The organism is Engelhardtia mirabilis (genome assembly GCF_007748095.1).
In the GTDB taxonomy this organism is placed as follows: Bacteria; Planctomycetota; UBA1135; order UBA1135.
Genome location: NZ_CP036287.1, coordinates 6,582,189 through 6,606,226 on the forward strand (window position 1 = coordinate 6,582,189; position 24,038 = coordinate 6,606,226).

At 71.7% G+C, this 24,038-nt stretch carries 17 protein-coding genes; 6 read left to right on the forward strand and 11 right to left on the reverse strand.

The window, feature by feature from the left end; all coding sequences use genetic code 11:
• Positions 1-74 precede the first annotated feature (74 nt).
• The 5 genes from Pla133_RS24255 to Pla133_RS24275 all read right to left on the reverse strand — a co-directional run bounded on the left by Pla133_RS24255 (position 75) and on the right by Pla133_RS24275 (position 4,195).
• The gene (locus Pla133_RS24255; protein WP_145070180.1) at positions 75-641 is read right to left on the reverse strand and encodes a hypothetical protein; all 567 of its coding nucleotides are present in this window, start codon (positions 639-641) and stop codon (positions 75-77) included.
• Between the two features lie 59 nt (positions 642-700).
• On the reverse strand, positions 701-1,057 hold the full coding sequence (locus Pla133_RS24260) for a response regulator (RefSeq protein WP_145070181.1): 357 nt from the start codon (positions 1,055-1,057) through the stop codon (positions 701-703).
• 265 nt (positions 1,058-1,322) lie between these two features.
• Positions 1,323-1,766, reverse strand: a complete 444-nt coding sequence (locus Pla133_RS24265) for an acyl-CoA thioesterase (protein WP_145070183.1) — start codon at positions 1,764-1,766, stop codon at positions 1,323-1,325.
• Positions 1,763-2,434: an alpha/beta hydrolase gene (locus Pla133_RS24270; RefSeq protein WP_145070185.1), complete on the reverse strand. Its 672-nt coding sequence runs from the start codon at positions 2,432-2,434 to the stop codon at positions 1,763-1,765. Before Pla133_RS24270 ends, Pla133_RS24265 begins: the two co-directional genes overlap by 4 nt.
• Before the next feature lie 114 nt (positions 2,435-2,548).
• Complete coding sequence (locus Pla133_RS24275; RefSeq protein WP_419191919.1) at positions 2,549-4,195, reverse strand: FG-GAP repeat protein; 1,647 nt, start codon at positions 4,193-4,195, stop codon at positions 2,549-2,551.
• A 220-nt stretch (positions 4,196-4,415) separates the two neighbouring features.
• Between Pla133_RS24275 and Pla133_RS24280 the strand changes: the two genes are divergently transcribed.
• Positions 4,416-5,888: a hypothetical protein gene (locus tag Pla133_RS24280; RefSeq protein WP_145070198.1), complete on the forward strand. Its 1,473-nt coding sequence runs from the start codon at positions 4,416-4,418 to the stop codon at positions 5,886-5,888.
• A gap of 14 nt (positions 5,889-5,902) precedes the next feature.
• On the opposite strand, the gene Pla133_RS24285 is transcribed toward Pla133_RS24280, so the two are convergent.
• Together Pla133_RS24285 and rpsU are read right to left on the reverse strand one after the other, a co-directional pair.
• On the reverse strand, positions 5,903-6,970 hold the full coding sequence (locus Pla133_RS24285) for an RluA family pseudouridine synthase (protein WP_419191920.1): 1,068 nt from the start codon (positions 6,968-6,970) through the stop codon (positions 5,903-5,905).
• 263 nt (positions 6,971-7,233) lie between these two features.
• Complete coding sequence (gene rpsU / locus Pla133_RS24290) at positions 7,234-7,455, reverse strand: 30S ribosomal protein S21 (protein WP_145070202.1); 222 nt, start codon at positions 7,453-7,455, stop codon at positions 7,234-7,236.
• Positions 7,456-7,782: 327 nt separating this feature from the next.
• On the opposite strand from rpsU, the gene recD2 reads away from it, so the two are divergent.
• Positions 7,783-10,056, forward strand: coding sequence for an SF1B family DNA helicase RecD2 (gene recD2, locus Pla133_RS24295; RefSeq protein WP_419191921.1), 2,274 nt, complete (start codon positions 7,783-7,785; stop codon positions 10,054-10,056).
• Between the two features lie 286 nt (positions 10,057-10,342).
• Positions 10,343-11,797, forward strand: a complete 1,455-nt coding sequence (locus Pla133_RS24300) for a hypothetical protein (RefSeq protein ID WP_145070207.1) — start codon at positions 10,343-10,345, stop codon at positions 11,795-11,797.
• A gap of 273 nt (positions 11,798-12,070) precedes the next feature.
• On the opposite strand, the gene Pla133_RS24305 is transcribed toward Pla133_RS24300, so the two are convergent.
• From Pla133_RS24305 to Pla133_RS24315, 3 genes are read right to left on the reverse strand one after another with little or no spacing between them, the layout of a single operon-like run.
• Complete coding sequence (locus Pla133_RS24305; protein ID WP_145070209.1) at positions 12,071-13,816, reverse strand: hypothetical protein; 1,746 nt, start codon at positions 13,814-13,816, stop codon at positions 12,071-12,073.
• Positions 13,813-15,669, reverse strand: a complete 1,857-nt coding sequence (locus Pla133_RS26755; protein ID WP_419191922.1) for a hypothetical protein — start codon at positions 15,667-15,669, stop codon at positions 13,813-13,815. Before Pla133_RS26755 ends, Pla133_RS24305 begins: the two co-directional genes overlap by 4 nt.
• Positions 15,666-16,193: an RNA polymerase sigma factor gene (locus Pla133_RS24315; protein ID WP_419195412.1), complete on the reverse strand. Its 528-nt coding sequence runs from the start codon at positions 16,191-16,193 to the stop codon at positions 15,666-15,668. Before Pla133_RS24315 ends, Pla133_RS26755 begins: the two co-directional genes overlap by 4 nt.
• A 399-nt stretch (positions 16,194-16,592) precedes the next feature.
• Here Pla133_RS24315 and Pla133_RS24320 point away from each other — a divergent pair, with 399 nt between their 5' ends.
• Together Pla133_RS24320 and Pla133_RS24325 are read left to right on the forward strand one after the other, a co-directional pair.
• Positions 16,593-17,216: an RNA polymerase sigma factor gene (locus Pla133_RS24320; RefSeq protein WP_145070214.1), complete on the forward strand. Its 624-nt coding sequence runs from the start codon at positions 16,593-16,595 to the stop codon at positions 17,214-17,216.
• Positions 17,213-19,708 (forward strand): bifunctional serine/threonine-protein kinase/formylglycine-generating enzyme family protein, encoded by a 2,496-nt coding sequence (locus Pla133_RS24325; protein ID WP_145070216.1) that lies wholly within the window; start codon positions 17,213-17,215, stop codon positions 19,706-19,708. The genes Pla133_RS24320 and Pla133_RS24325 overlap by 4 nt, the downstream gene beginning before the upstream one ends.
• Here Pla133_RS24325 and Pla133_RS24330 read toward each other — a convergent pair.
• Positions 19,695-21,284 carry a Kelch repeat-containing protein gene (locus Pla133_RS24330; protein ID WP_419191923.1) on the reverse strand — a complete coding sequence of 530 codons (1,590 nt, stop codon included), beginning with the start codon at positions 21,282-21,284 and terminating at the stop codon, positions 19,695-19,697. The two genes, Pla133_RS24325 and Pla133_RS24330, sit on opposite strands and share 14 nt — an antisense overlap.
• Positions 21,285-21,619: 335 nt before the next feature.
• Here Pla133_RS24330 and Pla133_RS24335 point away from each other — a divergent pair, with 335 nt between their 5' ends.
• Positions 21,620-23,983: a Kelch repeat-containing protein gene (locus Pla133_RS24335; RefSeq protein WP_145070220.1), complete on the forward strand. Its 2,364-nt coding sequence runs from the start codon at positions 21,620-21,622 to the stop codon at positions 23,981-23,983.
• The last annotated feature ends 55 nt before the right edge of the window (positions 23,984-24,038 follow it).

Consider the following 24,038-nt stretch of genomic DNA (forward strand, 5'->3'; position numbering starts at 1 on the left):
CCCCGGTCACGGCGGGCCCCCTGGCCCGCCCAGCGCCGATCACGCAACCGCGGTCGGCTCCAGCGAATCCCTGCCTACAGCGCCCCGGCCATGGCTTCGGGCATCAGGCACCAGGCCTTGCCCACGGCGCCGTTGGCCTCGACATCGACCGAGACGCAGGCGATCCCGGTCCCCTCGGGGATTCGGGGCGGCTCCGCGAGGTTCAGCTTCACCCGCAGGTGCTCGACCGACTGGGAGATCCGCAGCTCGTGTCGGGCCGACTGCAGGGCCTTCGTGGCCGACCCACAGAACAGGTTCATCAGCTCCTGGGCGGCCTCGACCTGCTGCTCGTTGGCCTCGTCCAGAGTGAAGCCCTCACCGGGCAGCATCATGGCCGCCGCGATGGCGGAGGCGATCAGCTCGTTCGGGAACACGAAGAGTGTCCAGCCGGAAACCGGTCCGTCACCGCGGGTTGTGACCAGGACGCTGTTGGCGATGATGCGCCTCAAGAGGTCCTCGGAACTCTTGAGGACCCTCACCAGCGGCTTCGTCGTCACGGCCTCGAAGCCGAACATCTGAGTCCAGTCGTCGAAGCCCTTCTCGAAGATCTTCACGACGGCCTCGGCCAGCTCAGCTCGCGCTTGGATATCTAGGGTGCTCACTGACTGCCTCCGGGGGGGGGACAAGGCTGATCTGCCTCGGGGAGAGGCAGGCCGAGTGCTCAGACGACCTCGCGAATGGCGTCGCCGAGCTTTTCGGGTGTGAAGGGCTTCGTCACGTAGCCCCGGGCCCCGGCCTTGCGAGCCTCGGCTTCCTTCTCTCCGACGCTCTCCGTGGTCAGCATGATGATCGGGATCTTCGAGAACTCGCAGGCGTGCTTGACGAACTCGAGGCCGCCCATGACCGGCATGTTCCAGTCGCAGAGCACGAGTTCCGGGGAGTGCGCCTTCAGGGCCGCAAGGCCCTCTTCGCCGTTGGCAGCCTCGAAGGTCTCGTCGACGCCGAGGTCTGCTTGACGCAGGGCTCGGACGATCATCTTTCGCATCAGGCTGGAGTCGTCGATCAGGAGCACTTTCATGGCGATCTGCTGCTATTGGGGTCGAATCGGGCTCGGACCTGCTCGGTCGCGGCGGCAGTGTTGCCGGTCGATGCGCGCGGGGCCGGTCGTGGTTGGACGACGGTCCCGGGCTGCAGGGCCGACGTCCAACGAGCCTCTTCGGCCCCCGATCTCGACGGTCCTGAGTCGATCCGCTCGAATTCCCGAGCCCCCGGTCTGGCCCTTCGGGGGGGTAGGCGTTCGTACGGTGCCAGGCACGAAACCGCCGCCTGCTCTGGGCCGAGGATCAGTACAGGGGCGACGGGACCTTGTTGGCGAGAGGCACCTTCTGCCCGCCCTCGTCGGTCGCCACCATCGTCACCGTCGCGCTGGTCACGGGCACGCGCGTGTTCGAACCGTGGCGCCGCTGGGCCCACACGTCGACGCGGATGGTCACCGACGTCGTGCCCGTGTGCTCGGTCGACGTGTAGAAGCTGACCAGGTCGCCGACGAAGACTGGCCGCTTGAACTCGATCTTGTCCATCGCAACGGTGGCCAGCCGCCCGGGATGCCAGCGGTGCGCCTCGATCGCGGCCGCGAGGTCGATCTGGGCCAGGATCACGCCGCCGAAGATGGTGCCGTTCGCGTTGGTGTCGCGGGGCATCATCATCACGCGGATGGCGGGACTGACGCCCTCGGGCGGCGTCGTCGGCTCGACCTCGGTCCGGGCGGCGCGCTTGTCGGGGCTCATCGGTCGTCTCCCTCGAGTTGGCGCAGCGCCCAGGCGTGGACGCAGCTCTCGAGCTCTTTGGTGTAGCGCATGAAGAAGTGGTCGGCCCCGGGGATCTCCTCCGCCTCCACCTGCGCGGGCAGGTGGGGGTACTGGGCCTTCAGGTCCTGAAGTGCGCCGAACTCGTCGCCCGCGCCCCAGACGAACAGGGTCGGAATGCTGAGCTCGTCGACCCCAGGAAGGTCATAGGCCACTAGGGGAAAGCCGACCAGCACCAGCCGCTCGATGGTCGCGTCGCGCCGCGCCAGTCCGAAGACCGTGCGCGAGCCGAAGGAGAAGCCGGCGGCCCAGCGCGGAACGCCCGAGTGCTTGTCGCTGAGCCAGCCCAGTGCGGCGGCGGCGTCCTGCTCCTCCGCTCCTTTTCCGTCGTGCTCCCCTGCCGACCCCTGGACCCCGCGGAAGTTGAAGCGCAGGCAGGCCAGGCCGGCGTTCTGCAGGGCACGGGCGATCTTGAAGGTCACCGTCGAGTGCATGTTGCCGCCCTGGTGCGTGGTGTTCGGATCCAGGAGGTCCGGACGCGGATGGGGATGGCAGACCACGGCCACGCCGCGGGGCGCGTCGGCGCCGCCGCGGGGTTCGTGGTAGATGGCCTCGAGCGGGCCGCAGGGACCGGGGATGGTGAGCTGCATCCCGCGTACTCTAGCCCGCAGCGCAGACGAGGTTCCGCCCCCCGGACGCCCGAGCGGCGGCCAGCGGACGCGCACGCCGCGAAGCCTGCCTCCCGATGCGGCTAGTGTCCTGGATCAGGGCATCAAGACCAGTGGCGCCGGACCACCGACCGCAGTGATGGCGCTCGCGGCCCCGATCACGACGTAGGCGTGGTGGACAGTCAGTCCGGCCAGGACCGGATCGCTGCCCGCGGGCAAGGCGAAGGTCGCCACCGCATCGCCGAGCGGTCCCAAGGTCCCGAAGTTCCCGCTCAATAGACCTCCACCGCCGGCAAGGGTCAGGTCGGTGTAGGCATCGAGGACCAGCGGCAGGGCGAGCCCGCCGGGCAGGGGAATCGAAGGCTGGGTGCCGGAGGCGCTGCCGAGCATCAGGTAACTGGCACCGGCGGACTGGGGTCCGGCGGCGACCAGCAGGTCCTGGCTCCCGCCCGCGCCGAGCGAGAGCTCGGGCAGTCCATGGAAGAGCCGGATATCGCTGAACACGTGGACCTCGCCCGTGACCTTCGACGCCGGGCCACCGGGTCCCGGCTCACCGGCCAACAGGGCGGATCCGTCCAGGGCCAGCGACGTCCCCAGCTCGCGCCAGTCGTCGGGCACCGCGAGGTCGTCCTCGAGGATCTGGACCAGGCTCCATTCGTCCGGCGCCGTGCGATCGAAGACGTAGATCCGGCCGGTGTCGTAGACCTCGACGCCGGTGCGGAACAGCGGATCGCTGGCGATCAGACGCTCGCCCGTGAGCAGGACGGCGTCGCCGAACGTCGAGTTGCAGCAGGGTCCCGTGGACACCTCAACCTGGTCGAGCTCTTGCACGACTCCGGAGGTGTCGACGTCGAACAGGAACACGCGCCCGGTCGGCGGCGCATGGGCAGCACCGATCGCGACCAGCGCGCCACCCGCATGCAGCTCCAGATCGACCGCCGCTCCGAACTCGTTGCCCGGCGCGCCACCAGGCCAATAGAGGTTGGCGAGGGGCAGCCAGGAGCCACTCGGGTCCCGACGGAAGACGTGGGCCACGGGCAGGAAGTCGAGCAACTCGCCGACGGGACCGACCACCGTCTCGTAGTAGTTGGGCGATCCGACCACGAGCCAGTCCGCTTCCATGGCCACGACGCCCGGGAAGTGTCCGAACGAGGTCGTGGTCGTGGGGCTGATTACCTCGTCCTCGAGGGCGAAGGTCCCATCCGGCTGTCGGAGGAAGATCGAGACCGGGCTGGGCTCGTCGACGGCCCCGCCAGACGCCACGGCCAGGCGCGGGCCCCAGGCATCGAGGTCCGCGCCGAAGGTCCGACTGTCAGCGAGGTCAGCCGGACCGAGCGTTTGGATCAAGGGCCAGGTGCCATCGGGCTGACGCTCGTAGACGTAGACCGCGCCCTCGTTCGCGCCGAAGACGTCGTCGTTGCGCTCGGCCACGAAGACGTTGACTCCGGACACGGCGACCTCGTCGCCGAAGAATCCGACCACCTCCGGAGTGGGTGGCGAGAGGACCGCGACCTCGAGCCAGGAGCCGTCCGCCTGCCGCTCGAAGACGACCGCCTGCCCGGCGGTTGGAGCGAGGTCGGCATTGGCGCGGGCGCCGACCACCAGGACGTCGCCGTCCACGTCGATCGAGTCGCCGAACTTGTCACCGACGTCCGTGGTGGAGGAGAGCAAGGTTTCACTGGCAAACCCGACCTGGGGAGTGGGGGGCGCCAGCAGGGGCAGCAGAACGAGCAGATGGAGCATGTTGGGGTCGAACAGTAAGAGGAGCCGGTCAGACCACGGGCCGCGCCCGTGCAGCCTCGACGCAGGATAGGTGAGCCGTCTCGCTCGCGGGGAGTCGAATTCCACCACTGGAACTCGACCGATCGCTCGCGTCCGGACAACGCGCTCCAACCCGCGTTGCGGCAACGGTGGTCTGCGCTGGCACAATCTGCGCGCCCATCTGGAGCCCACCGCCCACCCGATGTCCGCACGCGTCCGCCCCATCTTCGTGGCCGAACTCGCCGCCCTGAGCGGTGGCGCTTCCCTCGTGTCCACGGCCGGCACGCACCTGCTGGTGGCGGGCCTCTTGGGCGGGATCGTGCGCGGCGAGATCGGCGCGTTCGCGTTCGCGGCCTACGCCTACACGGTCGCGGCGGGGCTGGTGACCCTGCCTCTGCTGGGCGAGCTCGGCACCTGGCTGCGCACGCCCTCGGCGCCCGAGTGGACCGCGAGCCTGCCGTGCACCGCCCTCGATCGAGCCCTGGCGCGGCTCGCGGTGTTGTTGGTCGCGGTGGGCGGCCTGTCGATGGGGTCGCTGCTGCCCCTGAGTCTGCTCGCGCCCGGCCTCGACCTCTCGGGCCGATTGGTCTTCGCGGCCTGCGGACTCGGCGCGACCCTCAGCGTGGCCTCGGCCCTGCTCCTGTTGCAGGCCCTGCTCGAGCGCGTCGCGCCGGCGCTCCTGGTGCTCCTGCAGACCGCCATGACCGTCGTGGTCGCCGGGACCCTGCTGCTCGGGCTGCCGCTCGCCCTGCGCCTGACCGCCTACGGCCGTTTCGGCGACCTCGACGGGAACCTGGCCCTGGCGCCGCCCTTCTGGTTCGCCGCCCCGATCACACCCGGCGGCGTCGACGCGACGGCGCTGTGGATGCCGGCACTGTGCACGGCCATCGCCCTCGTCGGCGCGTGGCTCGGCCTGACCCTGGCGGGCAAGAGCGTCGCGCGCATCGCCGGTGGTGCGCCCCCCATCGACCGCGTGCTCGAGCCCCTGCGGCGCGCGGCCCTGGCCCTGTGGGTGCGGCGCGAGGAGCGCGCCACCTTCGACCTGGTCTTCGCGGCCATGCCCCACGAGCGCGAGGTGGCCCTGCGCACCGCGCCGCTGTTGGCCGTGCCGCTGATCTTCGCCTGGGTCGCACTCGGCAAGGAGCCGGGCGCCGACAAGGACGCGTTCGTGGCGCTGATCCTGTTCACGCCCGGCTTCTACCTGCCGGTGCTCCTGTCCCACGTGCCGGCCTCGGCCAGCTTCGCCGCGCGCTGGCTGCTCGACAGCGCGCCGGTCGCGCCGGCCCACTTGCAGCGCGGCGCCTTCAAGGCCGTGTGCGTGCGCTACGTGATCCCGCTCCACATCGCCCTGGGCTTCCTGGCCTGGCAGCAAGCGGGCGGCGCCCTCGCCCTGCGCCTGGCCCTGCCGGCGATGCTCGTGTCGATCCTCGTCTGCCGCGTGCTCTACACCGCGACGGTCGACCAGCCGCCCCTCTCGATCCCACCCGAGGAGGCCGGCGATCCCCAGAAGCTGACCGGCCCGCTGATGGCGGCCGGCATCAGCCTGGCGATCGTCGCCATCGTCGCCGAGCACTTCGTGACGACGCCGGCACTCGGCCTCGTGCTCAGCGCGGCGCTGCTCGGGGTCCTGGTGCTCGAGGAGTACGTCCCGGTGCCTCGACCCGACGCGAGCTGAGCAGCCGCCGCCGCTCAGTCGATCCGCTCGCGTCCGGCGAGAAACTGACGCATGTCCTCGGGGATCGGGCTGCGCACCGCGACCATCTCGCCGGTCTTGGGATTGCGAATGGAGATGTGGTGGTTGTGCAGCGCGTGGCGATTGAGGCCGAGCAGCACCTCGTCGGCGCGGGTCGTCTCGCCCTGGGACGCGCGCAGGAAGACCTGTTCGTCGACGCCGTAGAGCTTGTCCCCCACCAGGCTGTGGCCGATGGCGTCCATGTGCACGCGGATCTGGTGCTGGCGTCCGGTCTCGGGCTTGCAGGACACGAGCGCGCAATCGGTGTAGCGCTCGAGCACCCGCCAGCGGGTGCGCGCCTCGAGCCCGGCGGTGACCGCCGCCATCTTGATCCGCACCTGCGAGGTACTCGCCGGCCCCAGGGGCAGGTTGATGTCGCCGCTGTCGACCTCGGGCACGCCGCGCACGATGGCGTGGTACTCCTTGTCCACGTCGCGTCGCTCGAACTGCTTCATGATCGCGGAGTGGCTGACGGGATCGCGAGCCATGAGCACGATGCCGCTCGTCTCGCGATCCAAGCGGTGGCAGAGCTTGATGCGCCACTCGCGATCGAGCTTGCGCTGGTCGTAGGCCGCGTGCACGCGCTGGATCAGCGTGTCGGACAGGTGCCGGCCGCTGGGGTGCACGGGCAGGATCGGCGGCTTGTCGACGGCCAGGATCTGGTCGTCCTCGTAGAGGATCGTGAGCTCGCTGGCGGCCGAGGTCGCGCGCTGGATGCGCTGGGGTTCGGGGATCACCACCACCACGCGCGAGCCGTGGAGCAGGCGCTTGCCCGGGCGCAGCTCGGCGGTGAGTTCCCCGCGCCCGGCCGGGTTGGCCGGGTCGGAGGGGTCGATCAGCACGAAGCCTTCGCGGATCAAGCGCTGGATCGAGGTGCGCGAGCGCCAGTGGATGAACTGCCCCAGGAAGGCGTCGAGGCGCACGTGTACCTCTTCCTCCGGCAGCTGCAGGTCGCTGCCGCGCACGACGAGCTCGACCCGATCAGGGGGCTGCGAGAGGTCGCGGTGCTTGGGGAAGAGGCGCACGGATCGGGTTGGGGGGCGGCTCGGGGAGGTACGGTGCCGCGGGACGTACGGTGCCGGGATCATTTGTCCCGCCGGCCGCCAAGGATGCTGCGAATCGCAGCATCCTTGGCGGCCGGTGGGACAAATGATCCCGGCACCGTACGTCCCGCGGCACCGTACCTCCCGAACGCCGGCGGGCGCCGTGCCCGAAGACACGGCGCCCGCCGGAGGCCGGCTGCGCCCGGGCGACGGGACGCAGCAGGCGGTGTGCTACCGCTCGAACTTCAGCGGACGCGACCGCCGGCTCGGCGTTGCGCCTTGCGGGTCGCCTTCTGGATCGTCCGGATCCGCTCGCGGCGCTCGCGCCGGCGGGCGTCTGAACGCTTCTCGTGCCACGTGTTGGCCTTGGCCATGCGGAAGACTCCGCCGTAGTTGCACTGGCGCTTGAAACGGCGTAGTGCGGCCTCGAGAGACTCGTTCGGACGAACCTGGACTTTGATCGACATGAAGTGAGGTGAAGCGGTGCTTGTGCGGTTGGTAGCGCGCGAGCCGACCGTCCCATCCCGGCGGCTCTCCGCGTCTCGCTTCCGAGGGGAAGCGCTCGCGGAGCCAGGGAAACCCGCTCATCGATAGAGCGTTCTGAGGTGGCTCGCTGACCCGATCCCGTCCGGCAGGCCCGGAGTCGCCCGGGATCGAGGGTCGAACATTGTGCGGCTCGGCCGCCGGAAGGCAAGCTTCTAGTGCCACCGGTAGGGGTCGGCGGGACCCGCGCGGCCCCCCGTGCGCCGCTCCCCGCCCCACGCCCCTTTCGGGGCCAACCCCGACCCCGCCCCTTGGACGAACCGGCCAACGACCTACCCACCGTCCTCGAGGGGGCCGTGGACCGGGTGACCTTCCATTCGGAGGAGAGCCTGTACACGGTCCTGCGGGTCCGGGCCGAGGGCGCGCTGCCGGCCGAGCTGAAGAGCGGCTCCCTGGTCTTCGACCCGGTGGTGACCGCCGTGGGTCGCTGCCCCCGGCCTTCGGAGGGGCTCGGCGTGCGGCTCGGAGGGATCTGGACCCGCCACAAGACCCACGGGCTGCAGTTCGAGTTCGACCGGCTGGAGCTGCGCGCCCCCACTGACCGCAAGGGGCTGGTGCGCTACCTGGCCTCCGACCGATTCGAGGGCGTGGGCGAGGTCCTGGCCGGGCGCATCGTCGACGCCCTGGGCAACGACGCCCTGGAGCAGATCCGCGCCGACCGCTCGTGTCTGGACGCGATCAAGGGCCTGGCGCCCCCGGTGGCCGAGAACCTGCACCAGGCCCTGGTGGTCGAGAAGGGCAGCCACGCTCTCTATACCTTTCTGCTCGGGATCGGCCTGGGGCCCTGGCAGGTGGAGGCGGTGATCGAGAAGTACGGCCAGCAGGCCGAGGCGCGCCTGCGCCACAACCCCTATCTCCTGTCCAGCGGGATCGCCGGGATCGGCTTTCAGACCGCCGATCGGGTGGCGCGGGAGCTGGGTCTGCCCGAGGACGGCCTCGAGCGACGCCGGGCGGCGATTCTGCACGTGCTCGAGAAGGCCAGCGGCCAGGGCCACTGCTGCCTGCCCCTGGAGCGCCTGGCCGAGGCCGCCCGCGAGCTGCTCGGGCAGCAGTTCGACGACGCCGCCTTCGTCGAGGCGGTCGAGGGCCTGCGGCGCATGGACGACCTGGTGATCGACGAGGCCGCCACGGGCGAGCCGACCTCGGCCGACGGCGCGGGCACGGGCGACAAGCGCGCCTGGCTGCCGGGCTTCTTCGCCGCGGAGGTCGGCCTGGCCGAGCGCCTGGCCGGTCTGGTGGCCGCCGGTCCCGCGCGAGCTTGGGCCACCGAGGCCGACCTCGCGCGCAAGGAGCAGCAGCTCGGGATCACGCTGCACACGCGCCAGCGGGAGGCGGTCCTCGGCCTCTTGAGCGCTCCGGTGGGCCTGCTCACGGGCGGACCCGGCGTGGGCAAGACCACCATCGTTCGCGCAGTCGTCGACCTGGCGCGGGCGGCCGGCGCGCGGGTGCTGCTCGCCTCGCCCACCGGGCGCGCCGCCAAGCGCCTGGCCGAGGCCACCGGCGAGGAAGCCTCGACGGTGCACCGCCTGCTCGGCTTCGAACCCGGCACGCGGCGCTTCCTGCACGACGACGAGAAGCCCCTCGAGGCCGACCTCCTGGTGGTGGACGAGATCTCGATGCTCGACCTGAGCCTGGCCTACTCGCTGGTGCGGGCGGTGCGCGCGCCCACGCGCGTGATCCTCGTCGGCGACCCCGACCAGTTGCCCTCGGTGGCGGCCGGCAACGTGCTCTCGGACCTCCTGGCCGCCGGCTGCCTGCCGGTCTTCCGCCTGACCCAGATCTTCCGCCAGGCCGCCCACAGCCTGATCGTCGACAACGCCCACGCGATCCTCGAGGGCCACATGCCGCGCTTCCCTGGCGCCGACGAGCCCCTCTCCGACTTCTACTTCTTCCCCACCGAGGGCGAGCAGGCCACGGCCGACCGACTGGTCGAGGTCGTCACCCGGCGCATCCCCGAGAAGTTCGGGCTCGACTGGCTCGAGGACGTGCAGGTCCTGGCGCCCATGTACCGCGGCGAGTGCGGGGTCGACCGGCTCAACGAACGCCTGCGCGAGCAGGTCACCGGCTCCCGGCGCGAGGGCCGCCTGCGCGGTCGCGTGTGGCGCGAGGGCGACCGCGTGATCCACACCCGCAACGACTACGAGAAGGAGGTCTTCAACGGCGACATGGGGCGGGTGGTCCGCATCAACGCCGACGGCACGGGGCTCTCGGTGCGCTACCCCGAGCGCGTGGTGTTCTACGAGCCCGAGCACCTGGGCGACCTGCAACCCGCCTTCGCGATCACCGTTCACCGAAGCCAGGGCGGGGAGTTCCCGGGGGTCGTGATGCCGCTGGTACCGCAGCACTACCTGATGCTGCAACGGCACCTCCTGTACACGGCGGTGACGCGGGCCAAGCGGCTGTGCGTGCTGGTGGGGAGCCGGCGCGCGCTGGAGATGGCGGTGCAGAATGCGGAGCAGAAGTTGCGGCTGTCGGGCCTCGAGGGGCGGTTGCGTCGGGCGTGTGGGGATCAGACCGCGTCATGATTAGGCGTTCGTACGGTGCCAGGCACAAAACCGCCGCCTAACGAGAGTCGCGCAGCCGCCAAGGGCGGCTGCGCGACTCTCGTTAGGCGGCGGTTTTGTGCCTGGCACCGTACGAACGCCTAATCACGACCCCGGCGCGCGGGCGCGCGACCGAACGCGCGAGGCAGGATGAACACTCTGCCGCCCCCTCCCATCGCAGACGCCGGGTACCTTCTCCGTTGATCGAATCTCTTGTTCCGCGCTGCGCCCCGAGTGTCGGAGACCCAATGCCCGCTGAACTTGTCCGATGACCGCCCAGCCCGATCGCCCCTTCACCGTCCGCGATGCGTCCATCGCGGTCGCGCTCGGATTGGGCTGCGCGCTCGGGGCCGCCTGGCTCCATCAGGGTTGGTTGCTCGGCGACGCCGCTGCGCTGTTGGAGAAGCTGAGGCCCCTGCGCGGACCGCACGAACTCGGGAGCCACGCCCTCTACCTGCCGCTCGGGCGCCTCTTGGGATCTGTGGCGCAGCTCGAGGCCTACCACGCCCTCGCCGCGCTCGGTTGGCTCAGCGCCGGCGTCATCGCCGCGTCTGTCTTCAGTAGCGCTCGACTCCTCGGTGTCGGAGCCCGAGCCGGATCGGCAGCGGCGCTCCTGGCCGTCGCCTCCCCCGGGATCGCGTTCCACACCACCGTCATCGAAGTCCACGCCCTGCACGCCGCACACGTCGCGGCCGGCTTGACGCTGATCCTCGCGGTCGACTCCCGGCGCCCTCGAGCCGTCCTTGCAACGGCGTCACTCGTCGCCGGCACGTTGATCCTCACCCACCGCTCGGGTGTGCTCTGCGCGGCACCCTTGACCCTGCTCGCCTGGGGGCGAGCTGGCGCCGCCAAGCCGCGAGCGGCTGGCCTGCGCTCGCTGATCCTGTCGGCCACCGCCGTCGGCGGCGGAGCGCTGCTCGGCGTCGCGCTCGACCAGGCCCTGCACGTGATCTTCGGTGGCCCCGACTGGTTCCAAGCCCGCGAACTACTCGCGCGTGAACAGACCGGCCCCTCGCTCGCGCTCGTCTTGAAGGAGGCGGTGCTCCCCTTCGGCGTGCTACTACCCCTGGGACTGGTCGGCTCGCTCTGGCCGCGGCGCTCCACCGTGACATCGGCGTGGCTGCTCGTGGGGATCTTGGTCCATCCCGCGGCGGTGGTGCTGTTCGGCGTGCCGACGCGCGGGGGCTACGTGTCGCCCGCGATCGTGTTCGCGGCAATCGCCGCGGCTCGTGCCCTGGACGGGCTGCGGGGGCGAGTCGTCGTCCTGGTGCTGTTGCTCCTCGCAGCCCAGGGCTGGCTAGGCCTGCGCGCGATCGACACTGTCGAGGCCAGGACTAAACGGCGCGCCGCCGAGCAGCGCCTGGAGCTTGCCCGAGCCCTGCTCCCAGACGGTGGGCTGATGGTCACCGCCGACCTGGGCTATCAACTGGTGACGGGTCGCCTGCCGGGGATCCGCGAGTTCAACCTGGGCCACGAGCTGGGGCGCGCGATTGCCGCCGGGACCTCGCCGTCGGACTTCGACGCAGCCGCGACTGCGCCGCTCATCGACCTGATCCGCGACTCGGACAAGCGCGTCGTCTGGGTTCGGGACTGGGCCGCCGATCCGGCGATCCGCACGGCGGTAGCTCCCTACATGGTCCCCATCGAGGAGGCGCTGCGTCGCGAGTTCGGCGGGCGCGACGTGAACGCCGATGGCGTGGATGCCGTCGTCCTGCGCCCTTGAGCCCCAAGGGCTGCCCCACGAACTCCCGGCAGAAACGCCGGAGGCCCGTCTCTAGCGGTAGAGCCGGGCCTCGCGGTGCGTCACGGTTCGAGACTTGGGTGGCGGTTTCGGGGCGCGTGAAGCGCCCTTTCGCCGTTCACCCGATCCTCGGGTCGGGGCCGCTACGAGCGACCCGCAGGCAATAGACGGTTCCGCGGGCCCCGAAGCACGCACCGGATCCCGAAATTCTGCCGGTATTACGCATCCATTCCGTGTTTCGGGGCAATTCGGGCCTCAACGCAGGCCCAGGGCGAGTGACAGGCCTTCGGGCGAACCGATGACTCGAGCCTCTCCAGACTCCAGCCGAACCTCCGACGAGCACCCCAAACGACTCGTCGACAGCAGATCCACCCACCCGCCAGGTGTCTCGCCCATCTGAATCCGACGCGGGCCAGCGGTGCGAACCGAGACCTCCGCCTCGGGCGACAGGTTCCAGGACCCGTCGCGGCCGAGCGACGGGTCGAAGTAGATCGCGAGCCCCTCCTCGGTCTCGGTCACCACCGGATCGGAGACGCCGGCGCCCGTGGCCACCTCCACGTCGATGTCGCTGACCAAGGGCGTCGAGAGGGCCACGATCGCGAAGGATCGAGCCCCATCGGTGACCGGCACGTCGAATGACGCGACCAGCCGATCGCCCATGCGCGCCACGGCGACCGAGCGCGTCGAGGCCGCGATGCCCCGGGCCAGGGAGTGGGCCGCGCTGCGAGTCGCCGCCGCGTCCATGCCTCGGCCGGGCATGGCCGCCATCCAGGGGCCGATCTGCTCCCAGCCACGACCTGCGTCGGGCAACAGATCGAAGTCGACCTCGGAGCCGTCGGCGATCAGCTCGGCGACCAGGCCGTGACCCCAGAGCTGTCGTTCGGAGACCAGCATCGACGCGTAGTCGTCGCTCACCAGGCTCAGCCGCGGACGGGAGAGGGCGTCCCGCAGGACCATGGAAAGGGTGCCTCCGCCCGACTCCAGCGTCTGGGTGAGCTCGAGCGGAGCCGACTCGACTTCCACCACCATCAGTTCGTCGCCCGAGGTGCCCGCCAGATCCCAGCGCGTCCGCGCCAGCAGGGCCCGGCCGGCGGGCACGTGGGTACAGAGTCCCAGCGCGCGGGTCAGGGTGTCCTGGTGCTGCACGGACAGGGGCAGGACGTTCACTTGGCGCAGGTTCTCCCCGTTGCCGCCGGTCGAAGCGGTGATCGTGCCGACCTGCATCTGCTCCTCACGCACCGGGCCGATCGCGTCGGTCCGCGTCGTCACGATGGACAGGTAGCCTCCGTCCACGCCAGGCACGAAGCGTGCCACGACCTGGGATCCGGTCAACTGCTGGATCACCGTCGGATCGACGATCGAGACGTTCGAGGCGATCTCCACGTCGTAGTCGACGATCGCGGACTGACCGGTCCGCAGGTCCACGGAGCCAGTGCTGCCCAGACGCAAGCTGATGGTCACCTCCTCGTCGAGCGACGACTGGGACTCCTCCAACAGGCGCGCCAACTCCGCCGTGCCGATCGTCGCCCCCAGTGGGAGCTGGTCGTAGCTCCCGTCGCTGGTCTTGTACCAACGCACGCGAACCTTCGCGCTCTGCGAGAGCAGCGCGTCGAGCTCCCCCAGGGTCGCGGCCACGCTGTCGCGCAGGGCCTGGGTCCCGCGCACGACCAACTGCCGCTCGCCGTTGGTAGTGATCATCGGGCTGCGTTGCTCGGCGTCGCGGTAGCGCAGTTGTTCCTCGTGCAGGCGCACCAAGATCTCCTGCAGCGCGCCGATCGAGACCTCCTCGGAGCCGATGCTCCCGCCGGCACCGGAGGCATCCTCCAGCTTTCCGTGTTGGTCCAGGATATCGATGTCGTAGACCCCGGCATCGACCCGCCGGAGCAGGCCGGTCAAGTCGAAGACGGCGATGCCGAGTTCATCGCCGTCCTGGGACGGCGCGGCGAGAGCGGTCGGGGCGGCGAGGGCCAAGAGGCCCAGAGTTCGAAGCAGGTTCTTCACGGCAGTTCGTCTCCGTCGGTTGCGGTCAAAGGCAGCATCGGTCGCAGCTCGCGCGCCAGGCGCACGAGGCTGCTGGAGGAGTAGTGGGCGAGCACGTCATCGAGTTCGCCCGTCAGGCCATCGGGCTCGGGCAAGAGCGCCAGGGCGCCCTCGATCCCCAAGCCCCGCGCCAGGGCCACCAGCGCGGCGGCGGCGATGCGCGCGTCGTCCGGCGCGCTGGTCCGCACCAGCCCACGCAGGGCCCGGGCCGAGTCGGGATCGGTCGCGTCGGTAGCGCCGAGGGCCATCAGTCGCAGGTCCGAGGCCAGGGCCGTCGAGCGCGCCAGCTCGGCCAGCGCGGCCGAACCGTCGAACCTGGGATCGCCGAGCAACAACTCGGCCAGGGTCACCGCCAACTCACGCTCGCCGCGCACCGAGCGCGCCAGGCGCAGCCAGGCCTGGGGCTCGTCGCGAGCCGCCAGGGCGGCCTCGACGGCCGCGACCGCTGGGCGCCCGATGCGACGCATCTCGAGCAGCGCACGCCCCGCGGGCTCGCCCGGGATCTGCGCCAGGGCGCCCAGGGCGCCGTCGGTCAGGCGCGGATCCGTGGCCGCCGAGGTCAGGCGCGGCACGAGTCCCTCGCAAGCGGTGACCCGCGCGAACTCGATCAGGACCGTGTCCATGGACCGGCCGTCCGCGGCGGCGAAGAGCTCGTCGCCGTGGCTCGGGTCCAGGGCGGCGAGCACGGGCTCGAGGGGCAGCTGCCCAGAGCCGATGCGCTCGAGCAACTCGACCAGGCCCTGCGCGCCGAGGTCGGCCAGCAGGCCGGCGGCGGCGGTGAGCCGCGGCGAGCGGTCCCCGCGTCGCGCGATGCGCTCGCAGGCGCGGCCGAGTTGGCGCGCCGCCGCAGGATCGGCGACCTCGCCCCAAGCCGCGAGAGCGTCGTCCGCGAGCTGCGGGTCCGCGAGCGCCGCGCCGAGGCCCGACCATCCTTCGGGGCCCAGGTCCACAAGGGCCGCGAGGGCCGTCCCGCGCAGGCCCGGATCGGCCAACGCGTCCTCGATCGAGCGCGCACTGAGCTTGTCGCCCTGCGCTCCGAGAAAACGCAGTGCCCCGCGCGCGACGCTCTCATCGGTGGTCGCGTCCAGGACCCGCTCGACGTCGCGCAGGGCGACCCAAGTGTCGCCGTCGCGTTCCAGGAGAGCGGTCAACTGCGCCGTTCCAGCTCCGTCGTCGCTGCCGAGTGAGGCCAGGAGCGTGCTCAACGAGGGAACTTCGGCCGCCGCGAGCTGCGCTTCGCCGCCGCTCGGATCCGCGTCGTCCGAGGGGTCGACGGACCCACCGCGGCCCGGCGAGTCGCCCGGCAGATCGCGCGGCAGTTCCGCCAAGGGATCGCCGAACGGACCGGCCGCCGGATCCGTCGCCGGAGCGGTCGACCGGCCAGTGAAAGAGTCCGCTGCCGGAGCGACCGCCACGTCGAGCTCGGCTCCCGCTTGCCGCTGCGGCCCTGCTTCGTCGCCGTCGATCGACCGCTGCCACAGCAACGAGCCGGCCAGGAGGACCAACGCAGCCGCCGCCAGGCGCACCGGCGACGCCCAGCGCGGCAGGGACCGCAAGCGCCCACGCGGCGAAGCGTCGCCGCCGCCGGCCTCGAGCCGCGCGCGAATCGCCTGCAGCGCGGCGCCCGTATCGACCGACTCGGCCGGCGGCTCCGCCAAGCCCTCGAGCAGGCCGTCCAAGCGCCGCTGGCGGCGGGCGAACTCGGCCAGCTCCGGATCCCGCGCGAGCCGCTGTTCGAGCTCCGCCTGCCTCGCCGCGCTCAGACTCCCGTCGAGCTGGCGCAGCACCCACTCGCGACCGTCGTTGCGTGTCACGTCGTCGACTCCTCGTCCAAGAACGGACCCATGCGGCGCTCCAACTCGCGCCGCGCCTTCATGACCTGGATGCGGACGGTCCCCGGCCGGCGCCCCACCAGCCGCGCGATCTCGTCGTAGTCGAGCCCCTCGAAGACCCGCAGCACCAGCGCCACGCGCAGCCGCTCGGGCAACTCGCCCAGGGCCTGGCGCAGGGCGCGGTGCAGATCCGCGCCCCGCAGCCGCGCGTCCGGCGCCGGCTCACCGCTACGCCGCTCGATCGACTCGAGCCCGGCCAGCTCCTCGCGCCGCAGCCGCCGCCCGCGCGAGCGGTGGTGATCCCGGGCCAAGTTCAGCGCCACCCGCCGCAGCCAGACCAGCGCCCCCACCTCGTCGACCTCGCCACCCCGACGCTGGGCTCGCACGAAGCACTCCTGGGCCAGGTCGTCCGCGTCCTCGCGGTTGCCCACCAGCCGGAACAGGAGCCGGTGCACCGCCAGGTAGTGCGCCGCCACCAACCGCGCCAGGCGGTCCCCGCCCCCCACCGCCCCCCCGGGGCTCGGCGGGCGGCTCTCCGCGGTTTCCCTGGTGCGTCGGCTCTCCAAGTGGATCGTGCTCGCCATCGATTGCCGCCCGCAAGACCCGCGCGGCGGGGATGGAGACGACACGGCGGGTCCCCTGTTTATCGCCCAGCGCGACAAATCCGGCGGACGGGCTGAAACCAATGGGCGCGGAGGCCGGTCCAGCAGGGTGGCTGGGCGGGGGTTGGTGGGCCTGCGGGGGGGGGAGGTTACTGGCCGAAGGAAGTGCCGCTGAAGGTGCGTGTGGATGGAGCTGTGGAGGAGTCGGCGCAGGGGCCGGCGCGAAGACGGCGGCGTAGGCGGCAGCGGAGGCTGCGCGGCTAGACTCCGGACCTGTCGGGCGCCACGGCGCCCCACTCGGCCATGGGAACTGATCCACTCGACCCCCGCGCGGCCCGCGACGCTCGCACCCAGGTGGACCTCGTGCGCGAGGCCCAGGCCGATCGCGGCGATGCCCTGGCGCAGCTCGTCGAGCGCCACTACGCGGCGGTCCTGGCCATGGTGCGACGGCGGCTCGGTCCGCAGCTGCGCCGCTTCCACGAGTCCGGCGACGTGGTGCAGGAGGCGCTGGTCCAGGCCGTGCGTACCTTCGATCGCTACGACCTCGAGGACGAGGACGCCTTCCTGCGCTGGATCTCGACCGTGGTCGAGAACCGCATTCGCGACCTGGCCAAGTTCCACCAGGCCCAGCGCCGGGGCAGCGGCGCGGAGCGGCGCCTGGGCTCGATCGACGTGGGCGGCGCGATTCAACCGGCCCAGGACAGCGCGGCGGGGCCGGCGACTCGCGCGGAGTTGGACGATCGCGACGAGCGCGTGCGCGCCGCCCTCGAGCGCCTCGACGAGCGTTCGCGACGGCTGGTCGAGGCTCGCACCGAAGGCCGCGCCTGGACAGCGATCGCCGGCGACCTGGGCTACCCCAGCGACGCCGCCGCGCGCATGGCCTACTCCCGCGCCCTGATCGCGTTGACGCGCAACCTGCCGTCGTGAGCGAGCTGGACGAGCGGGCGGAGGAGCTGGTCGCCGAGTACATCGCCGCGCGCGAGGCGGGCGAGGGTGGCCGCTTCGAGGACTGGATCGCGGACGAACCCGATGGCCTGCGCGCGGTCGCGGGCCAGTTGTTCGACCAGGTGCGCGAGGTGCTCGGGGGTCTGGCGCCCCTGCCGCAGGCGGAGTCCGGCTGGCGCTACAGGATCGGCTCGGAACTCGGCCGCGGTGGCAACGGGCGGGTGCTGGACGTCTTCGACAGCACCCTCGCGCGGCACCTCGCGATGAAGGTCCTGGTGACCGACGGCGAGCATGGCGACGGGCGTCGGCGCCGCGCTCGCTTCCTCGCCGAGGCGCGGCTCGCCGGTCGACTTCAGCACCCCGGGATCGTCGCCGTGCACGACCTGGGCCGCACGCCGCAGGGTGAGGACTTCTTCACCATGCCGCGCGTGCAGGGGCGCACCTTGGCGGAGCTGCTGACGCTGGCCGCCGAGGGCGATCCCGAGTGGACGCGGGCGCGCCTGGTCGACGTCCTGGTTCGAGTGGCCGAGACCCTGGCCTACGCCCACTCGAGCGGAGTCGTCCATCGCGACGTGAAGCCGGCGAACATCATGGTCGGCTCGTTCGGCGAGACGTATCTCTTGGACTGGGGCCTGGCGAGTGTGGACGGTGAGTCGATCGACGACGACGAGGTCGCGGCCCCGCTCGAGCTCGACGCGGCCTTGACCGGCCGCGGCGACCTGCTCGGCACGCCCGCCTACATGGCGCCGGAGCAGGCCATCGGCCGGGCCCGGGACGCCGGCCCGGCAGCAGACGTGTATGCCCTGGGCGCGACCCTGTTCGAGATCCTGACCGGCCAGCCGCCCTACGGTGCGGGACTCGACGGGCTCGCGACGCTGAAACGCATCCGAGCCGGTCCACCGCCGCCGCCGATCGACGAGGTCGCCCCCGAGACTCCGGCCGAGCTCGCCGCCATCTGCGCCCGCGCCATCGCCCGCGAGCCGGGTGACCGCTACGGCGGCGCGGCCGAGTTCGCGAGCGACCTGCGTGCCTTCCTCGAGGGCCGCGTGGTCAGCGCCTACGAGTCGGGCGGCCTGGCCGAGCTGCGCAAGTGGATCCGGCGCAACCGGGGCTTGGCGGTCGCGCTCGGCGCGGTGGTCCTGGCAGTGTTGGGGGGCATCGCGGCCGCGGTTTCCCTGCGCGCCCAAGAGCGCGCGCGGGCGCTGCGCTTCCTCGATCTTCAACTGGTGGCGGAGGCCAAGGAGAGCGCACGCGGCCTGTGGTCGATCGACGCGCCCGACCTCTCGCCGGCGCGCGCCTGGTTGGCGGAGGCCGAGCAGTTGCGCGCGCGGACCGAGCGCCACCGCGCCGAGTTGGAGACGCTCGAGCGCACCGCCGAGTCGCGTCGCGAGCGCCGGCGGGGCATCGACGACGAGCGCTGGACCTTCGCCGATCGCGACGCCCGTTGGCGCCACGAGAAGCTCGACGAGTTGGTGCGCGCCCTGGAGCGCTTCGCGGCGCCGGGTGGAGCTTTGGATCGGGTCGCTTCGCTGACGAGCCGAGTCGAACGCACTTGGCCCGAGGCACTGACACAGGACGCGGCGGGTTGGGAACGCTTCCGGCGCCACTGGGAAGCGGAGTTCGACGACTTCGGGCCAGCGCCCGGCAACCTGCTCGGCCTCACGCCCCTCGGGGTCGATCCCGACTCGGGGCTGTTCGAGTTCGCGGTGACCGGCAGCGGCGAGTTGCCCGCGGGGCCCGGAGCGAGGCCGCGCGCCGGTGATGCGATCGTGTTGGCCCTGGTCCCCGGCGGCAGCTTCGAGTTCGGCCTCGACGCGGCGGACGACCCCTTCGCCCTGGGCAACGAGGGCGAGCCGCGGACGGTGGAGCTCGCGCCCTACCTGCTCGGGCGCACCGAGCTCTCCCGGGGACAATGGGCTCGCCTGGTGCGGTCGCAGCCTGTACCCGATTCCACCGCCCTTTGGCCCCAGGCCGAGCTGTCCTACCGCCAAGCCATCGACGTGCTGCGCGAATGGGGCCTGGCCCTGCCGACCGAGGCGCAGTGGGAGCGCGCGGCGGAGCTCGGCATCGATCGCGCCGCCATCGAACGGCTCGACCTGGCCCAGCGCCTGGCCCGCGCCGACGCCCTGCTGCGGCCCCTGTCCGCGATCGACGCCCGCGCGCCCGACCTGGCGGGTTTTCGCGACCTGCTCGGCAACCTGGCGGAGATGTGTGCGGACCCCTTCCTGACCGGCCCCGCGCCCGACCTGCGCCCCGGGGACGGCCTGGCGCTGGCCGGTCCCCGGAATCCGCAGGTGCCCGAGCGCTACCCGGTCCGCGGCGGCCACTACGGGCTGGTGGTGCTGTCCCAGCCGAGCCAGACCATCGCCTTGGCCCGACCGGAGACCCGACTCGTGGCCACGACGGCCGAGCGCGCGGAGCGCTACGGCGTGCGCGTGTGTCGCAGCCTCTCGCGCCCGCTCACTTCACGGTGAACAACACGGCGCCCGCGGGGCCCACGTGCAGCAACCGCAACCCGCCGTCCACCGCAGTCACGCGCTGGCCGGGTCCCACGTCGACGCCGCCTGACATGGCGACCCAGGAGTTCGTGCCGGCGATGTGTCGGTAGGACACGGCTCCCGCAGCGGAGTCCGGCGGCGGCCACGGCTCCAGCTCCAGACCGCCGACGACGTAGTAGACGATCACGGGGCCGACCGGTGGACCGTCGCCGAAGGTCGTCGTCGGCTGCGTGCCGGGGAACTTCGTGACCACCGGCCCGGGGATGCAGACCTCCTTGCCGTCGATGACCAGGCCCATGGAGCCCGGACCGGCGAAGCTGGCGTTCGACTGGACCTCGTAGCGCTCACTCGAGGGCAGGCCGACGAGGCCGAGGCCGCCCGGGCCCAGTTGCGCGCCGCCGGCGATCAACAGGTCGCCGTCGACCGTGTCGACCTGGGCGTGGAAGGCGCGCGGCTCCAGAAGCGGGCCGCCGGAGGTCCAGGGTCCCAGGCCGTCGCCAGTCCACACGCTCGAACTGGGCAGGGGCCCGCCGGGAGCGGGGCCGATGCCGCCCGAGATCAGCACCGTTCCGTCGGCCATGGCCGTGGTGGCGTGGCCCATGCGCGGCGCCGGAAGGTCGGGAACCACGAGCCACTGCTTGCCGATCGGATCGAAGCGCCGACAGTGACGCGAGAGGGGTCCTTGCAAGCTCGCCGGTAGCCCGAGCGGGTGCAGGTCGTCGAAGGACGCGGTGCCGCCGGCCACCAGCACGCTCCCGTCCGCGAGGACGTTGACCGAGTGCAGGACGCGCGGCTCGTCCATGGGAGGCAGGGCCTCGAGCTGATCCGTGGACGGGTCGTAGAGGTACGCGGCGGAGGACACGCTGCCCCCCGGGCCGACGCCCCCGCAGACCAGCACGCGTCCGTCGTGCAGCCGCGCGATCCCGGGGCGCCAGATCGGCGCGGTCAGCTCCGCTGCGCTGGCGACGAAACGCTGGGACTGGGGCTCGTACCACTCGAGGGCCAGGGGCGCCGGCTCGCCTGCGATCGGCCGCCCCCCAACCAGCAACACCCGCCCGTCGGCCAGGGCCAACTGCCCGTGGTCGGCACGCGTTGCGAGCGGAGCGCCTTGCGTCGAGACCGCGTCGCCGAGGCCGGTGAGCCGCGCCGAGACCGGCTGGCTGAGCTCGCCGAAGCAGGCGGATCCGTTCAGCAGCTCGACGGCCTGGGCGCGGATGTCGACGCCCACCAAGGCGGGGTCCGCCACGAGAGCGAAGTCTTCACCTGCGACTCCGTCACGGTCGAGCAGACCCGTTCGCGCCAGGGGAAGAAGGTCCAGACCCACGTCGAGCAGCCGCGGATCGTTCCGATCGAAGAGGGCCAGGGGCGTCGGCCCGGCCTCGAACGAGGGGATCAACAGGTAGGGCTCGAGTGGCTGGCCCTCGACCTCGAGCGACCAGGTCCAATCGAGCACCCCGCCCGACCAGCTCAGGTCCAACTGATTGCCCTGGGCAGTGGCGGTGGTCAACAGGAGCGCCGCGGTGGCGCGCATCGTTCGACTTCTGAGCAGCATGGCAGGAGTGCTCTCGATTCGCGGGGCCGGATGGGGACGGGGCAGGGAGCGGGGCGAGCGTCGCTGCCGGTGAGGCCGGGTGGCAGCGGAGCGCGGGGCACGGACCAGCTCTCGCGCGGCAACCCCGACGGGGTCCTGGCGCTGCCCCATCAGAGACGCCGAAACCCGAATCGAACAGGTTTTCTGCGCTCCGTCGACGGGCGCCGGATTCGTGCCGCCTGGGCGTTCGATCGACCCCGCGACTTCTCCACCAACTGTGGCCCTGCCACACGGGTGGCCGGGCGATCCCCGACCCGAGACGCCGCGCTCGCGGCCCGCACTTGGAGAAGACTTACATGCGACTCAAGTCCTTAGCGACCGTCGGTCTCGCCGCTTGGGCGACCCTCGGTGCCCCCTACATCGATGAGGCCGAGGCCGACCATCCGGCCGTCGCGGTCGCGGCGATCGGCGGCATCGTCTTCATCGGCACCGTGGCGATCATCGGGGTCGTCGCGATCCACGCGATCGACAACGACGCGAGCCTCTCGGCCGAAGGCAACACCAAGGAGGGCACGATCTCGGTCGAGGTCAACACCAGCGGCGAGGACCCGCAGGAGAACTCGCTGGCCGGCAACGTCGCCTACTTCCCCCAGGAACTCGGCTTCATCCCCTCGCCGGCCTACCAGATCCAGGAAGAGATCCGCGTCGAGGAGCTCGCCGGTGAAGGCGTGCACTGGTCCAGCGCAGGCCTGGTCTGGGACGCGGACGTGCTCACGCCCGGACATCGGGACAACGTGGTCGACCACGACATCCAGCGCATCGGCGAGGCGCGCTTCGTGCGGCAGCCCGGCACGCCCGCGGGCGTCAAGGCCCGCGTCGATCTGCAGGTCGACATCGACAACCTGCACGTGAGCACCTCGCCGATTCCGAAGACCCACGGCTTTGCCGGCTACCAGTACCGCATCTCGAGCCCGCAGCTCGGCGTGCTGTTCGAGGCCGGGGGATCCGTGCACCAGGGTCAGCAGCCGATCTACTCGGGCGCGATCCCGGCCGGCGCCTACCAGGGGCAGCTCGGCGAGTTCACCCTGCCCGCCTTCCACCAGAGCTTCACCATCGACATCCCCGGGGATCACCCGGTGGTCGACGTCGTCTACGAACTCCACACCTTCGGGACCGGCGTCAAGGAAGAGGGGCAACTCGACCTCGCCTGGAAGGGTGGCCTGCTGGGTGAGAGCCTGGACTTCGAGCTGACCGGGGACCCGCTCGAGATGGCCTACCACATCGTCAGCTTCGACAACGGGCCGACGCCCCTGTCGGCGACCGATCCCCTCGACCCGCGCTCGCTGCTGGTGGGCGCGGCCGACCCCCAGCTCTCGGCCTTCGTGCAGCTCGGTCCGGACGGCGTGGCCCAGCACTCGATCGCCATTCCCGGCCTGCCCTTCATCGCGGGCATGGAGGTCTACTCCCAGGCGGTGACCATGCCGGGCCTGTCGACCATGGTCGACAACGTCAGCAACCCCACCGCCACCGTGCTGGGCGAGCAGGGCACCCAGCACGCCAGCCTGCCGGGTCAGCCCCTCGATCGCCGTCTGCACACGGCGACCGAGCTGCCCGACGGCCGCGTGCTCTTGATCGGCGGCATCACCGGCGTCGGCGGCGGCGTGGTGCCCATGTCGTTCTACGACGCGACGACCATGGCCATGGCCCCCGCCGGCGCGGGCTTGATCGGCGGTCCCCGCGCGGGGCACGAGGCGGTCCTGCTGCAGAACGGCGACGTGTTGGTCTTCGGCGGCACGCGTCCGAATGGCCAGCCCGTGCTCGCCTGTGAGCGCGTCAAGGTGGCCGGCGACGGCTCGCTCGTCGTGCAGCCGGCGGCGCCCCTGCCCTCGCCGCGGACGCTCGGCCAGGCCACGCTGCTGAACGACGGGCGCGTGCTCTTGACCGGTGGCGCGACCCAGCCGCTGGCCGGGGACGACCAGGCCAGCTTCGCTTCGGCCACCTCCCAGAGCCTCGCCTACGACCCGGCCGCGAACGCCTGGCAGCAGGTGGCTTCGCTGCGGGTTCCGCTGTTGGGTCACGGCCAGAGCCTGCTGCCGGACGGCACGGTGCTGGTGACCGGCGGGATCGTCCCCGACCCCGCGGGCTTCGTGGCCACCGCGGCCACGTGGATCTTCGACCCGGCCACCGACTCCTGGCAGGCGGGGCCGCCCCTGCCCGAGGCACGCGCGCTGCACAGCCAGATCCCGACCTTCGACGGCGGCGCCTTCGTCGCCGGCGGTGGCGGCATCGCGCCGCTGGCCGGCAACGGCTATGCGCTGGTCGCGGAGGGCGAGACCTACGTGTACTCGCCCACGGGCGACGCCGGGTTCAGCGCCGGCGCGGACCTGCCGACGTCGATCCTGGGCCTGCGAATGTGCTGGATCTGCCACGGCCCCGACGAGGGCTACGGCGGGACCTGGTACTGCGGCTTCCCCTGCATCGGCCCGATCGGCGACGGCCCGATCATCCTGAACCCGGGCACGACCACCGCGAGCTCGTCGGACCTGGTCATGTACGAGCAGGGCTTCTCGGTCCAATCGACCATCGGCGCGACGCTCTTCCCGCGCGCGGGCGGGACCCTGAACCTGCTCGCCGGCGAGGATCGGATGCTGATGACTGGCGGCGGCAACGGCGCCCAGCCGGCGGAGATCTTCGTCACCGGCAACGGTAGCCAGCTCTGATCCCGAGCTGACGCGCGGCGCGCCCCGGGGACTCGTTCCCCGGGGCGCGCTTCGC

What these genes read in the sequence shown, in the direction of transcription:
- Pla133_RS24260 (WP_145070181.1), bottom strand. Translation starts at nt 1,057, where the DNA reads ATGAAAGTGCTCCTGATCGACGACTCCAGCCTGATGCGAAAGATGATC.
- Pla133_RS24265 (WP_145070183.1), bottom strand. Translation starts at nt 1,766, where the DNA reads ATGAGCCCCGACAAGCGCGCCGCCCGGACCGAGGTCGAGCCGACGACG.
- Pla133_RS24270 (WP_145070185.1), bottom strand. Translation starts at nt 2,434, where the DNA reads ATGCAGCTCACCATCCCCGGTCCCTGCGGCCCGCTCGAGGCCATCTAC.
- Pla133_RS24275 (WP_419191919.1), bottom strand. Translation starts at nt 4,195, where the DNA reads ATGCTCCATCTGCTCGTTCTGCTGCCCCTGCTGGCGCCCCCCACTCCC.
- Pla133_RS24280 (WP_145070198.1), top strand. Translation starts at nt 4,416, where the DNA reads ATGTCCGCACGCGTCCGCCCCATCTTCGTGGCCGAACTCGCCGCCCTG.
- rpsU (WP_145070202.1), bottom strand. Translation starts at nt 7,455, where the DNA reads ATGTCGATCAAAGTCCAGGTTCGTCCGAACGAGTCTCTCGAGGCCGCA.
- Pla133_RS24300 (WP_145070207.1), top strand. Translation starts at nt 10,343, where the DNA reads ATGACCGCCCAGCCCGATCGCCCCTTCACCGTCCGCGATGCGTCCATC.
- Pla133_RS24320 (WP_145070214.1), top strand. Translation starts at nt 16,593, where the DNA reads ATGGGAACTGATCCACTCGACCCCCGCGCGGCCCGCGACGCTCGCACC.
- Pla133_RS24330 (WP_419191923.1), bottom strand. Translation starts at nt 21,284, where the DNA reads ATGCTGCTCAGAAGTCGAACGATGCGCGCCACCGCGGCGCTCCTGTTG.
- Pla133_RS24335 (WP_145070220.1), top strand. Translation starts at nt 21,620, where the DNA reads ATGCGACTCAAGTCCTTAGCGACCGTCGGTCTCGCCGCTTGGGCGACC.